Here is a 13,872-nt window from a genome sequence, read left to right as displayed (position 1 = left end):
CGACGCTTTCTCACTAGACATCATTATACTTCTGGCATCAGCAAAAGGCAAGCTAATCAGGTCAACAATGGCTAGTACGTCAGTTGTTACCAAATGCGTGGTTTACGAATAATGAAGTAAATGCCTGCAAGTACTAACAATGTGACGATAAAGTAAATGCCACCTTGAACCAAAAGTGTTAAAACGAAAAGAACAACAGACAAAATGGCCAGTACGATTGAAGCTGTAAAGAAGGAACGATCAGACTGACGCTCAAATATACTGACCTCGTACAATCCAACAGCAATACCGAATATAAACCCGGGCCATAACGAACTCATTAAACCCCATCCGAACAAAGAACAGATGAAAAATAAGACTCCGTACGTCACGAGTGCACCGCCAGGTATTAAAACTGTGGGGGGCATGATTCGACCGAAATAGAGCCCATGGAGCGCCAAGCCAAGAGCGATAATGAGAAGTGGCCATAGTACTGCTCCGATAAATGAAAATACGCCTAATTTTCCTAGCAGTAAAATAAAAGCAACTACAAGGAGCAATATACCTAGCGAATAATTTCTTTTTGCCATCTTAGCTTCCCCCTTCAGAATTAAGCCATGCATCGGACGTAAGAACCAAAATAAAACAAGCCGGTTCGACATCGTTCTACACTTAGTTTAACGTAATTGAATACGAATTACTAGTAATTCCTGCAAAGCTAAATGATAACTTTACAATGCATATAATGAACTGTGCAATATACATTATATACAATAAAAAAACCACCTAAACGCCAAGGTCTAGGTAGTCGTTCTCGAATCGTTATGTTTATAAGCCATTTTCTTTATTACTCCTGCAACAATAACGATAGCCGTAGTCGCTACTGGGATGATCCATTCCGGTAAATCATGGAGCACGTACATCTGCATCTTCTCATCGCTTACGAACATATCGCCTGCTGTAAAGCCCAGAATACCCGCTCCTAAGAAGACAAGAATGGGGAATCGATTAAGCAGTTTCATCACAAGTGTACTTCCCCAGATGATAAGCGGGATACTTAAGGTAATTCCTAGAATGACCATCCCTACATTATTCTGCGCCGTAGCAGCAATCGCGAGTACATTATCTAAGCTCATAACCAGATCTGCAACGATAATCGTCCATACCGCCTTACCTAGGGTAGAGGCTCCTCGAATATCGGAGTGATCACCATCATCGATAAGCAGCTTAATCGCAATCCATAATAAGAAAATAGAACCAAGCGCTTGAATGTAGGGAATGCTCAGCACCGTTACCGCTACAAGTGTTAAGAGCAACCGCAAAGCAATTGCACCGAATGTCCCCCACCAAATTGCTTGTTTGCGCTGAGATGTAGGCAAATTTTTACAAGCCATTGCAATAACGACAGCGTTGTCACCGCTGAGTATTAAATTGATAAGCATGATTTTTAGAAAAAGAATCAAGCTATCCCACATCATGTCTAACGCCTCCTCACATTTTCAATACGCATGTGATTAGAATAAATGTTCAAGTTCCTTCTCAACCGACTGCTTTATACCTGGGCGTAAGACTAAGGTTTCCGTTTTCTCGATGGCTTCCTCGATAAGTGAATTCATAAATTCAAACGTACTTTCAATTCCCTCTATGACACGCAGATTCGGATTCGTTGTCGGTGATTTAGGAAGAAATAATGTGCAGCAATCATCGTAAGGAAGAATGGATGTTTCATACGTACCGATCTTCTCTGCAATTTTTACGATTTCTTTCTTATCCATCATGACAAGTGGCTGTAAAATGGGAATTTGAACAACTTGGCCAATTGCATTCATACTCGGAAGCGTCTGAGAAGCGACTTGACCAACGCTCTCCCCTGTAATTAAGGCAAGTGCACCCTGCTGTTCAGCCAATCGCTGCGCAATCCGATACATCGCACGACGCATGAATGTGACTATAAAGTTTCCTTGATGTGCACTGTTTAGGCTCGTCTGAATTTCAGTAAACGGTACTAGATGCAGCTTAACTTCACCTGCATACTCCGAAAGTTTTTGTGCAAGATCAATCACTTTCTGTTTCGCACGATCACTTGTATAAGGATAGCTATGAAAATGAACCGCCTCAACCGCAATTCCCTTACGAAGTGCAAGATAACCTGCTACTGGCGAATCAATCCCTCCAGATAAGAGCAGCATTCCCTTTCCATTCGTACCCAATGGGAAACCACCTGGACCTTCTTCTACTTCTGAGAAAAGGAGCGCTTTCTCACGAATCTCAATACGAAGCTCAAGCTCCGGATGATGCACGTCCACTTTTAATCCAGGGCAGTGATCTAGAATATAGCCGCCAATTAAATTATTCGTTTCATACGTATCATGTGGAAACTTTTTATTTGCTCTGCGTGTTGAAATTTTAAAGGTTGCAGGCATTTGAGGTAAAGACTGTACCAGCGCGAGTGCTTGTTTCTGAATAGCTTCCACATCGAGTTCAGTTGAATAAGCAGGCGAGAACGATACGAGTCCGAATACCTTACTTAATTCGCCCTTTACTTGATCATAAGAAGAGCCTAAGCCCTCAATAAAAATACGTCCATAATCAAAAGAAATCTCAATTTCCCCATAAGGGGATAATACCCGCTTAATATGTTGATAAATACTTGTTTCAAAACGTCTGCGATTACGTCCTTTTAGCATCATTTCACCAAAACGGACTAGAATTGTATCTGGATACATCACTACAGTCATCTCTCCCCTCTTGTTGTTCTTGCTGTTGGCTGCAGCTCCTGTACGATGTCTTTCAACTTCTGTACAAAACCACTTATTTCACTTACAGTATAGGTTTCGGAAAAAGAAACACGTAAGCCACTGCTTGCACGATCACGGTCATATCCCATCGCAGTTAATACATCACTTGGTGTTAATTCCTCTGAGGAGCAAGCGGATTTGGAAGAAATATAATACCCATGGTATTCCAATGCATGTACAACAACTTCTGATTTCATCCCCGGAAAACAAAAATGCACAATATGCGGTGCCATCTCGTCTGGTTGATCTGAGCCTGTTAATAGGAATGCAGGTTCATCCTTAATTCCTCTCGTTATTAAGGTCCTAAGCTCATACTTGTGGCGGATTGCTTCATCCAGATTTTCGGTCGCCATCCGAAGTGCTTTTGCCATCCCAACGATTAAAGGTACATTTTCAGTACCGGACCGAAGCCCATTCTCCTGACCTCCACCGACGAGCTGTGGCTTGATAAGCAGGCCATCACGACGATATAAGAAGCCAACTCCTTTAGGACCGCGGAATTTATGAGCAGATGCAGATAGCAAGTCTACACCAAGTTCACGCGGATTGACTTTCAGCTTACCTATACTTTGCACAGCATCCACATGAAAAATAACTTTCGGGAAATCTGCCAATATTTTTCCAATTGCTGCTATGGGTTGAATACGTCCCATCTCATTATTTACATGCATCACACTTACCAAGATCGTTTGATCGCATATGGCTTCTTGCAAATCTTCAATCACGACTTGGCCAGTCTGATCAACAGGTAAATACGTAACCCGAAAGCCCTCTTTTTCCAGTTCACGAAATGCCTCAAGCACGGATGGGTGCTCAATTTGCGAAGTAATGAGATGATTACCTCTGCCGCGATGTTGATAAGCAGTGCCTTTAATGGCCAAGTTGTTGCTCTCCGTACCACCTGATGTTAGAACAATCTCACTAGGTTTAACCGTAAGTGCTTCTGCAATAATATCCTTAGCCTTAAGTAGTAATCGTTCTGCTTCTACACCCAGCTTATGGAGAGACGAAGGATTGCCATAGAACTTTTTCATGACCTCGGCGACCGAATCAACTACCTCATCGTAAGGAGGTGTCGTTGCGGCATAGTCTAGATATAACATAAAAGACACTCGTCCCTTCTATTCATCATATGTGATAAAAATAAAAAATAGCCGCTCCCAATACATTGGGCTCAGCTTTTTTTCTGACCTACATACGGTAACCATTTTTATTTGCTAGTACCTTGCCTACATATTGCTGTGTTTCTCTTGGCAAGAACTGCAACTTCTCTTGCAAATCTTTGTCTGTTTTGATGCCTAGTCGATCTACTCGGCCAGGTCCAGCGTTGTAGGCAGCAAGTGCTACACCTTCATGCCCATTATACTTGTTTAGTAATTCAGACAAGAATTTCGTGCCACCATGAATATTTTGTACAGGATCGAATGAATCTCTAACGCCTAAACCCTTAGCTGTTTCATCCATTAACTGCATAAGTCCTTTAGCCCCTGCACCAGAGACGTCATCTGGATTAAAAGAAGATTCTTGTTTAATGACGGCTTTAATGAGTGAAAAATCAACGCCATATTGTTGACCCGCTTGCCGAATTACTTCATCAAACGAGGATTCTCCTGAATTAGTAACACGCTGTAACCGATCTGAGCTCGGAATCACAGATTGATTTAACCGCTCCAACGGATTAAATGATTGATTGCTGCCCACTGTCGAATCTTCAGCTTGCAAAGAACCTTGCTGTGACATCAACAGCGATAGCACATTACCGAAAGCAGAGTCACCTTCATCTATAGAATTGGAACCCCTACTTGTGGAGAGTAAAGGTGTACGATCAAGCATCTGCAATTGAAGTAATTGTTTCATCATTTGTGGATCTATCTTGTTCATCTGCCATCCTCCAACAACGTAATAAAGTATATTATACAATATATTAACGGCATTGAGGAGTCAAAAGGTTAGACAAACCAAGAGAAACAGTTATACCGACTTCAACAAATAATTCCATACACCAAAAAACGAGCTGCCCCTTTCGGATCCCAGCTCGTTTCTTAGCTTTTGCTCTGTACACACGTACGCTACTTTGCTTTGGCTTTAAAGGTGTGGCAGCATGTTTTAGCAGCCGAACTTGCTTGATCTTGATGTCCCTCAAATTCGGAAGCAAATTCAGAGTCATAATGCTTACCCGCGTGTGAATCAATTTCAATCATGATTGAATCTGCATTGCAATTGTTTCCTTGTCCCCAGTAGTGACAGTTAGCTACGGAGCATTTAACGACTGGCTTTTCCATTTTCATCACCCCTTTAACAATCTTCCCGTGATGAGTTGGAGTTATTCTTACCAGATTTGTTATACCCTTTAGTTAGCTTTTACCACAATGCTGTCAAAAAGAACATTATTAATATAAACCATAAGGCGCCACATACCTGGTTCTGGCAATGTTAATGAGCTTGGTAAAGATGCCTGAGCACCGTTTATACCACTGTTTACTGGTAACTCACTTTTAAAAATTGATTTCATTTCATTAGAGCCTTGACGAACTGCAATGACTTCAAATTCCCCTTTTAAATCATTGCTAGATCCCCAGAAGTGCCACATATATTTATTGCCCTGCCCTGAAATAACGTCGTTTGGTCCAATAAAACCAACTCTATTCTCAATGCCTCGCATTTGAAAATTTCCGGATTCAAAAATTGGACTCTCCACCCAAGGATGTTCTGGTACATCCATGACAACATCGCCAATGCATTCACTTTTATTTGATATCATAGAAGTATTACACAACTCCAATTTCCATTTCCCGCTTAATGGAAGAGCAAAGTTCATTTGCACAACAGTTAAGCTTTCATTATAGGGTCCTAGACTAGTAAATTTAGATAATCCGCCAAATTTCAGTTCTGTATTTTGATGTGTTGCTCTGAATGAATAAAAATCCTCATCTCTGTTAAATGGCTTATCAATAATGATTTTATAATTATTCCTTTTTCCTGCCGGAACATCCCCACCCCCAGGATAAACTCCAAAAATCCGCTTTCCATCTTTCCAAAACTCATGCCGTACCTGCCATTCATTTTGACTAGCAACGCGATGATCCACATGTTTCTTCAAAGACGGAATTGTAACTGCTAGTATGAGTATTATAATTCCAACAATTATAGCCGGAGTAAACCGTCTTTTTCCTCTTACTACATTCAACTTGCCACCTTCTTTCCGAGTCTGGATCTGATGGAGCACAGACTGTTCATGTTCATTTGTAAAATAGGATTGGGTGAAAGGAGATTGCATTAATTTATCTAAGACTTCTACATCACGTTCAGACATTAGAATCGTCCTCCTCCTCGTTCAGGATAACCATTAGTTTTTGCCTCGCTCGATACAGTCGCGACTTCACCGTTCCTTCTGAAATCCCGAGGACGTAAGCAATGTCCTTCATCGACATCTCATAATGGCTTTCAAGAATGAGCGGCTCACGAAATTTTATAGGAAGTTGCATCACACATTGCCAAATATGCCGTGTCCCCATACGATCAAACAATTCATGCTCAGCTGAAGGAACGGTTTGAACAGAGAATATCCACCCCACAAGTGATACCTTTCGAAAAAACGAAGATTTCATCACATTCAAACACCGATTTCGCGTAATCGTTAGAATCCAACTCTTCATCGAACACTGTCCCCTAAAGGTATATAACTTCTCATACACTTTAAGAAAAACATCTTGAGAAATGTCATCCGCAAGATCTTTATTTTTAGTTAGAAAATAAGCGAACTTCCATACATCTTCTCCGTAACGACCCATCAGCTCACTAAGCACAGTAGCCGTGTCGTCCGTATACGAAAGGGAGATTAAATAATTGCCTTCCAAGCTAATCACCTCATGAATTAGACAACTGACATCCCATAAAGTTCCTGCATTTGAACAAATAAAAAAAGAGATAGGTTTGAATTCCCATCTCTTTTCTGTCATAGAGGTGATAAGTTTAAATCTTTTCGCCTTGCAAACGACGTTGTGTCACATAATCTGTTTCATAATAAGCTAATTCTTCACGGAGCTCTTCGAATATTTTGGATAATTCAATAATTAAATCCCTTGCTTCACGACAAGGTTTCTTACGGAAACGAATCGCATCTTGTCCTGTATAGGCATAGCGCCCGTCTTCGGAATAACATTCATTTTTCGGATAAAAGAAACTGCTTACGCAGGAATGAAATACTTCATAAAGAGCCTTTTCAGCAAAATCCGTATTAAATGTCGGCCGGCGAAGGACAACCCCCAACTTTTCATATGATACTTCACAGAACACAAGCAAATGACGAGTATCTTGCAAATAACTGCGATAAAATTCATCCATTGCTGGGTCTTTCTCTACATTTAGCTGCGAAAGTGAGTGATGATTCAGGAACAACTCCATTTTTGCAATCGATTCCTTTAATCGAGCACGGCTTGATTCGCAAATGTTCTTGACGTTAAACATTGCCACTCTGCAAGACCTCCTTCGTCTATTCCACTTCAATTGTTCATCAGAAAAATTCCCTTTTTATCCTACCATATATTCGCAATAAAAGTAACTTAAAAACGCTATGGTTACAGGAGGAAAACCGCATAAAATTGTCCTTTTCATCGAACCCTAATAGAAAGATGCAATTCGTAATTTAAGAGGAGGTTCTATCTAGATGCGGCGTAAATTATTAACCTGCAGCGTGACGTTAATCCTAAGTTCCTTACTGCTTTCTTGCAATAGTCAACCCCGTTCCAACATTCATGAATCTCAGCTTGTTCCCTCCCCACAACAGGAAATCGCGCTTAAGCAAGCATTGGTAGCTCAAGATATCAAGGTAACGGAAGAACTTTGTCGCAGCCAATGTCAAATTGATCTGCAAACACTCCTGATGCAAAATGGAAATAAACAACAAAATACTAACCAGCAAGTGCTAAAGGATTGGCAAAAGAAACATTCCCATATTCAATATATGATTTGGGATCAACTCGTAACACCTAATCAAGCATCTCGGACCATCGGTCAATTGGAAGCTGATACAGCTTCAGCGGCCAAACCTTTTATAGAAGAAGCCAAAAAACAACTTGCTAGTAGTCCCACACAACCTTATGTTTCCAAAGGCTTTAAAGTCGGAGATCGATCTTATTTTGTACTTGGGAATCGATCCGGCGATGGGAAGATACAAGCGATTGCTGTGGTGAACCAACATGTTCTATCCCATGTAGCTGATCATCAACAGAAAAATATGCGACTTGAACCTTTTCCAAAAACGAATCGCTATAATATGAAGACCGTGGAATCAGATACACTTCAACCCAAACGTGTTGTGAGCCCTAAAGATAACGAAGGGACTAGTCATTATGAGACCAATGAAGTTGTTGTGAAATTCAACCAACGGCCAACAAAATCTGAAATGAATCAGATTCTAAAAGACATCAATGGTCAGATCATTCAGCATGTGAATGGTACCTATGTTTTTAGAGCACGTCACATGGATGCCAAAGGTTTGATGCAATATTTCCATAAATGGAAAGTTGCCTATACCGAACCGCATTTTTTTTATGTAACCAATACGCTTCATTTCAATCGTCCTAACGTTCGTGAATCACAAAAAGAGGTATATGCCGGACCTCCATTCCCCTATGCCCAAAGCAATGATATCAACTCACCAATTGACCCTGCTCGGATAGAACCGAATGATGTACTCTATAGTCGCTATCAATGGAATTTGAAACAAATTGGGTCTGAAGCCGGCTGGCAAGCCAATCGCGGTGCAAATAGCGTCATTGTCGCGATTGTTGATACAGGTGCGGATTTAACTCATCCTGATCTAGCCGACCATCTAATAAAAGGATACAATCTTGTGGATCCGACTACTACACCAAATGATGATGTTGGACATGGAACCCATGTATCAGGTGTAATAGGTGCTCTCGTCAATAATCGCCTTGGTGTAGCCGGCATGATGTGGAATGACACGCTTATGCCCATTAAAGCACTAGATCAAACTGGAGCCGGCAGCACATATACGGTTGCTCAGGGAATAATCTGGGCAGTTGACCATGGTGCGAAAGTTATTAATATGAGTCTGGGCAATTACACGTCATCTGAATTTTTACATGATGCGATTAAATATGCTTATGATCGAGATGTCGTGTTAGTAGCAGCCAGCGGGAACGATAATACAGATCGTCCATCATACCCTGCTTATTATTCGGAAGTGTTTGCTGTAGCAGCTACGGATGCCAATCGCGATCGAGCTCCATTTTCCAACTATGGGGACTATGTCGATGTAGCAGCACCAGGTGTCAGCATTGCATCTACCTATCCTCCGCATCAATATGCGGCATTATCTGGTACATCAATGGCATGTCCACATGTTACCGCACTTGCAGCGATGATCCGATCAATTAATCCAAATTTACGCAATACAGAAGTTATGGACATCATACGAAACACAGCACAAGATCTTGGAGCCGCAGGAAAAGATCCTCAATATGGCAGTGGTTTAATTAATGTGGCTAATGCTGTACGTGCGGCCCAAATGTCGATCAAATAATAAAAATGGTCATTAAATGCAAAAAAAACTACCCTATAATAGGGTAGTTTTTTGCGTGCAATGCGGAAAGCTTTCCGTAAGCCGGGTTCTGTACTTCCAGTGGTATGACGGATGCAATTCCTCCCACCATTGAAGTGACAATCATCTATCTAGGCCATGCATTGCTACATGGCTCAAGCGACCAACCCGAACGCGCCTCGGGCTAAGGCTGCCAGATAAATCTGGCTGCGTTCTCTTAGGTCTTGCTCCAAGTGGGGTTTACCAGGAACGTAGTCACCCACGTTCCTCGTGGTCTCTTACACCACGGTTCCACCCTTGCCTGTTCGCTAAAAGCGTCATCGGCGGTCCATTTCTGTGGCACTATCCTTCAACTTGCGCTGACTGGACGTTATCCAGCACCCTGCCCTGTGGAGCCCGGACTTTCCTCTCGTTACGGTCACCCGCAACCAGCGATTGTCTGTCAAACTTTCCGTCTCTTCCTATGATTATACTCGGTATCGGCTCTCGTTACAACTGAGAATGACTTACAAAGCTTCCATGGAAACGAGCTGGGAGTTATTTTCGCCCCTTAGATAAACTGAAACACTTCCGTATCAATTGCAGATGCTTGAATCGTTGTTGTGTAACGTTTCTGTGTGAAGCGTTCGCGCAAGTACTGCGCAACGCCTTCCTTCATAATCTTCTCGACGTTATGCCCAACGTCGATAATGAGCATCCCATCCGCGAGCGCATCGTGCGCGGAGTGATAATCGATGTCGCCGGTGATTAATACATCGGCGCCAGAGAATTTCGCGCGCTTCCAATAGCGCGCGCCTGAACCCCCAAGCACCGCCGCTTTGCGCACGGTGCGGGTTAAATCGCCGACGACGCGGACCGTCGGCACATCAAACGCTTGCTTCGCCGCTTCGGCGAGCTCAGCAAGCGTCATCGGGGCCGGCACTTTACCTACTCGGCCCAATCCAAACACTCTCCCCTTGAGATCAAGGGGATACAGATCATAGGCCACCTCTTCATAAGGGTGTGCCTTAAGCATCGCTTGAACCGTACGGCGAACCGCCGCTTCAGGAACAATTGTCTCCACGCGTACTTCCTCTACGCGTTCAAACTTCCCCTGCGCACCAATAAACGGCTGCGCACCATCCTCGGGCATGAAGGTGCCCTGTCCTTCTAAATTGAAGGAGCAATGGCTGTAATGCCCGATGTGGCCTGCGCCCGCATTAAACAATGCTTGCTGCACCGCTTCATGATGCGTCTTCGGTACAAATACGACTAGCTTATTTAGTTTCTCTGTATGCACATCTTCCAGATGCGTCAAATCTGTCAAACCAAGTTGTGCAGCAAGCAGGTCATTCACACCACCAGTTGCCACATCCAAGTTTGTATGTGCAATATAGACCGCAATATCATGCTTAATCAACTTCTCATATAGACGTCCTGCTGGAGAATCTGTCTGAATATGAGCTAGGGGCCGAAAAATAATCGCATGATGCGCAATAATGAGATCAGCTCCTTGGCTAATCGCTTCATCCACAACAGCTTCTGTTACATCAAGAGCAACTAGAATATGACGAATTTCCTTATTCAGCGTTCCAAGTTGCAAGCCAATCTTATCATCAGGCATCGCATAGTGCTTCGGTGCTAGTTCTTCGAATAACGCTGTTACGGCTGCACCTTTTGCAAACATGTGAGCACCTCCTGAATTTGCTTCATTTCTTGTGTCAGAATTTCTTTCTTTTGCTTGGCAGATTCAAGGTCCGATTGCGACATGCTTACTCGCACACGGTCCATCTTAGCAAGCTCAGACTCCCATTTGGTTACCCAAACCTGAGAGGGATCATGAACTAACCAAGGGCCTAAACGCATAAGCATTTCTTTACTTAGCGTAATTTCTCCATCTTCACTTTGACCGATTACACGCGGAGCATATAATTGCTGACGCATACTCTCATAAGCTTCTTGATTTTCATTCGCTTCATTATAAGTAGCCGTTAAAATCTCATAAATCTTTCCATCTTCCTCTAATATCGCTTCACTCGTAAGCAACCAACCATTTTCATCAAGCCATTGGCGAACTGCATCTTCCCCAACGTTCGGTTGCAAGATTAATGTACGCACACCTGTAAGTTTTTGCTTACCTGCATCTAAGATCGAAGCAATCAGACTACCGCCCATTCCTGCAATCGTAATTGTCTCTACTTCACCTGGCTCGATCACAGCTAAACCATTGCCAAGTCGAACTGAAATTTTCGCTCCGAGCCCTGCTGAACGAACTTGATTCTGCGCCGCATCACGTGGACCCTCATTTACTTCTCCCGCTACAGCAAAAGAAATCATGCCCTGCTGGACCAAATACGTTGGCAGCAAAGCATGATCAGAACCTATATCTGCAACACGAGATCCTTGTGGCACCCGTCTTGCAATCATCTCTAAACGTTTTGATAATTTTATCATTGATTATACAACCCACTCTATCCATTTTTTTCGTAAAACAAACAGTAATAACGCGCCGATTGTTAGCTTACCAAATAACAGGAGCTGCGCCATATCAAGCGTCATTCCCTGACTTGTCATCATACTCATCACTTCCGGAACAAACCAACAGACAAGGCTCACAATGAACAGCACTTTGGCCATATCTTTCCCACGATGATGCATCAGCCATCCGATCCATAGGAAAATACCAACGAGCCCCAACCAACCAAGCTGCAGGAATGCCCAATGAGATCCCTCAAGCTTCCAATTTAGCAGCCAGCCATACACAAATAACAAGGCAAACCATCCACATACATGCAAAACATGCTGCCTTGCCCGAATCCCTATTACAAGCCAAATAATCGCACATATCGCGATATAACCAACATAATAAGAAGCCTCATTATACTCCGTTTTACTGATCAAAAACATACCCGATACGAGCAAAATTAATGATGCCGCTAAACACAGAGCAAGAGAAACCATAGGCGGATTCTTCTTTCGTCCTATGCCAATCATATAACAAGCAATCACAAAAACACAAGAAACCCCCATTTGTAAGAGGATGCTCATCGTAGAAAAGTGAAATATCAAAAATAATAAAAGACTCAGCCCAAGAACACCATATAACCATATGCGCCAATGACTATTGCTAATAGTAGAAGCCTTTCCTTTCCCAAACGAAGCCTCCGACTCCAAATTTTCGTCTCGATATAAATTCAACAAAAAATCACAGTACTGCTCTGGGAGAAGCCTGCTTCTACGCCAATGGGTAATTTCATTTACGATCGTTTTACGTTTCTCGTCATCCATATGATCACCTTCCCCATTACCATTATCGGCCTAATCCCAGTAATTGATTAGTCAAGGAGCATAAAAAAGATCACGTTATTTCCTCACAAACAGGAAAAACGCGATCTCATGTTTACTAATATCTTACTCTAAGAAATCCTTCAAGCGTTTGGAACGGCTCGGATGACGCAGCTTTCTGAGTGCTTTTGCTTCGATCTGACGAATACGCTCACGAGTCACACCGAACACTTTACCAACCTCTTCTAAGGTACGCGTTCTACCATCATCTAGACCAAAACGTAAGCGAAGAACGTTTTCTTCACGTTCAGTCAGCGTATCCAGCACATCTTCAAGCTGCTCTTTCAATAGTTCATAAGCAGCAGCATCTGCAGGTGCTAGTGCTTCTTGATCTTCAATGAAATCACCCAAGTGGGAGTCATCTTCTTCACCAATTGGTGTCTCTAAGGATACTGGTTCTTGAGCGATTTTCATAATTTCACGAACTTTTTCTGTGCTCAGTTCCATTTCTTTTGCAATTTCTTCTGGAGTAGGTTCGCGTCCTAGTTCTTGTAAGAGTTGTCTGGAAACACGAATCAATTTATTGATCGTCTCCACCATATGAACAGGAATCCGGATCGTTCTCGCCTGATCCGCAATTGCACGTGTAATTGCCTGACGAATCCACCAAGTTGCATACGTTGAGAACTTAAACCCTTTCGTAAAGTCAAACTTCTCAACGGCTTTGATTAGACCCATGTTACCTTCTTGAATGAGATCAAGGAACAGCATGCCACGTCCCACATAGCGCTTCGCGATAGATACTACTAGTCGTAAGTTGGCTTCTGCTAATCGACGTTTCGCCTCTTCATCTCCGAGTTCAATTCGCTTCGCTAAATCCACTTCATCATCAGCAGATAATAGAGGTACACGACCAATTTCTTTCAAATACATACGTACTGGATCATTAATCTTTATACCTGGAGGCAATGTTAAATCATCGTCAAAATGGAAATCATCTGATTCCCGTCCCTCACGTCTGTTTGGCATATTGTCTTCATCTTCATCATCGTCATCTGACTCATTGCCGACATCAATACCAAGCTCGGACAGATGTTCATAAAAATCATCAATCTGATCCTGATCTTGCTCAAAGGGAGCGAGTTTCTCCATAATTTCTTTGTAAGTCAATGAATGTCGTTTTTTCCCAATTTCAATCAGTTGTTCCTTTACTTGCTCCAAAGTTAGATCCGTCTCAAGTTCAGTACGTTGATCATTGGCCAT

14 protein-coding genes and 1 other RNA gene are annotated in these 13,872 nt (G+C 42.5%); 1 reads left to right on the top strand and 14 read right to left on the bottom strand.

The window, feature by feature from the left end; translation table 11 throughout:
- Nucleotides 1-86 precede the first annotated feature (86 nt).
- From ACSBOP_RS07180 to ACSBOP_RS07140, 9 genes are all read right to left on the bottom strand, one after another.
- On the bottom strand, nt 87-569 hold the full coding sequence (locus tag ACSBOP_RS07180; RefSeq protein WP_442603737.1) for a hypothetical protein: 483 nt from the start codon (nt 567-569) through the stop codon (nt 87-89).
- Between the two features lie 210 nt (nt 570-779).
- Nucleotides 780-1,454, bottom strand: a complete 675-nt coding sequence (locus ACSBOP_RS07175; RefSeq protein ID WP_442604409.1) for a TerC family protein — start codon at nt 1,452-1,454, stop codon at nt 780-782.
- Nucleotides 1,455-1,493: 39 nt separating this feature from the next.
- The gene (gene thiI, locus ACSBOP_RS07170; RefSeq protein ID WP_442603736.1) at nt 1,494-2,717 is read right to left on the bottom strand and encodes a tRNA uracil 4-sulfurtransferase ThiI; all 1,224 of its coding nucleotides are present in this window, start codon (nt 2,715-2,717) and stop codon (nt 1,494-1,496) included.
- Nucleotides 2,714-3,880: a cysteine desulfurase family protein gene (locus ACSBOP_RS07165; protein ID WP_442604408.1), complete on the bottom strand. Its 1,167-nt coding sequence runs from the start codon at nt 3,878-3,880 to the stop codon at nt 2,714-2,716. The genes thiI and ACSBOP_RS07165 overlap by 4 nt, the downstream gene beginning before the upstream one ends.
- An 88-nt stretch (nt 3,881-3,968) precedes the next feature.
- Nucleotides 3,969-4,658 (bottom strand): lytic transglycosylase domain-containing protein, encoded by a 690-nt coding sequence (locus ACSBOP_RS07160; RefSeq protein WP_442603735.1) that lies wholly within the window; start codon nt 4,656-4,658, stop codon nt 3,969-3,971.
- A gap of 188 nt (nt 4,659-4,846) precedes the next feature.
- Nucleotides 4,847-5,059 (bottom strand): DUF1540 domain-containing protein, encoded by a 213-nt coding sequence (locus ACSBOP_RS07155; protein WP_442603734.1) that lies wholly within the window; start codon nt 5,057-5,059, stop codon nt 4,847-4,849.
- A gap of 68 nt (nt 5,060-5,127) precedes the next feature.
- Nucleotides 5,128-6,090, bottom strand: coding sequence for a DUF4871 domain-containing protein (locus ACSBOP_RS07150; protein ID WP_442603733.1), 963 nt, complete (start codon nt 6,088-6,090; stop codon nt 5,128-5,130).
- Nucleotides 6,083-6,634 carry an RNA polymerase sigma factor gene (locus ACSBOP_RS07145; protein WP_442603732.1) on the bottom strand — a complete coding sequence of 184 codons (552 nt, stop codon included), beginning with the start codon at nt 6,632-6,634 and terminating at the stop codon, nt 6,083-6,085. The genes ACSBOP_RS07150 and ACSBOP_RS07145 overlap by 8 nt, the downstream gene beginning before the upstream one ends.
- A 115-nt stretch (nt 6,635-6,749) precedes the next feature.
- The gene (locus ACSBOP_RS07140) at nt 6,750-7,250 is read right to left on the bottom strand and encodes a YpuI family protein (RefSeq protein WP_442603731.1); all 501 of its coding nucleotides are present in this window, start codon (nt 7,248-7,250) and stop codon (nt 6,750-6,752) included.
- A 193-nt stretch (nt 7,251-7,443) separates the two neighbouring features.
- Between ACSBOP_RS07140 and ACSBOP_RS07135 the strand changes: the two genes are divergently transcribed.
- The gene (locus tag ACSBOP_RS07135) at nt 7,444-9,327 is read left to right on the top strand and encodes a S8 family peptidase (RefSeq protein WP_442603730.1); all 1,884 of its coding nucleotides are present in this window, start codon (nt 7,444-7,446) and stop codon (nt 9,325-9,327) included.
- A 62-nt stretch (nt 9,328-9,389) separates the two neighbouring features.
- Here the strand turns inward: ACSBOP_RS07135 and rnpB are convergent.
- From rnpB to rpoD, 5 genes are all read right to left on the bottom strand, one after another.
- Nucleotides 9,390-9,796, bottom strand: an RNA gene (gene rnpB / locus ACSBOP_RS07130) — RNase P RNA component class A.
- 99 nt (nt 9,797-9,895) lie between these two features.
- Nucleotides 9,896-11,011 (bottom strand): Nif3-like dinuclear metal center hexameric protein, encoded by a 1,116-nt coding sequence (locus ACSBOP_RS07125; RefSeq protein WP_442603729.1) that lies wholly within the window; start codon nt 11,009-11,011, stop codon nt 9,896-9,898.
- Nucleotides 10,987-11,778 carry a tRNA (adenine(22)-N(1))-methyltransferase gene (locus ACSBOP_RS07120; protein WP_442603728.1) on the bottom strand — a complete coding sequence of 264 codons (792 nt, stop codon included), beginning with the start codon at nt 11,776-11,778 and terminating at the stop codon, nt 10,987-10,989. Before ACSBOP_RS07120 ends, ACSBOP_RS07125 begins: the two co-directional genes overlap by 25 nt.
- A 3-nt stretch (nt 11,779-11,781) precedes the next feature.
- Nucleotides 11,782-12,612: a hypothetical protein gene (locus ACSBOP_RS07115; RefSeq protein ID WP_442603727.1), complete on the bottom strand. Its 831-nt coding sequence runs from the start codon at nt 12,610-12,612 to the stop codon at nt 11,782-11,784.
- Nucleotides 12,613-12,735: 123 nt separating this feature from the next.
- On the bottom strand, nt 12,736-13,872 hold the full coding sequence (gene rpoD / locus ACSBOP_RS07110) for an RNA polymerase sigma factor RpoD (protein WP_442603726.1): 1,137 nt from the start codon (nt 13,870-13,872) through the stop codon (nt 12,736-12,738).

The organism is Paenibacillus sp. KN14-4R (assembly GCF_052180255.1).
In the GTDB taxonomy this organism is placed as follows: Bacteria; Bacillota; Bacilli; order Paenibacillales; family NBRC-103111; genus Paenibacillus_AM.
The sequence above is the reverse complement of the archived record's forward strand: the minus strand, read 5'-3'. Positions and strand labels throughout refer to the sequence as shown.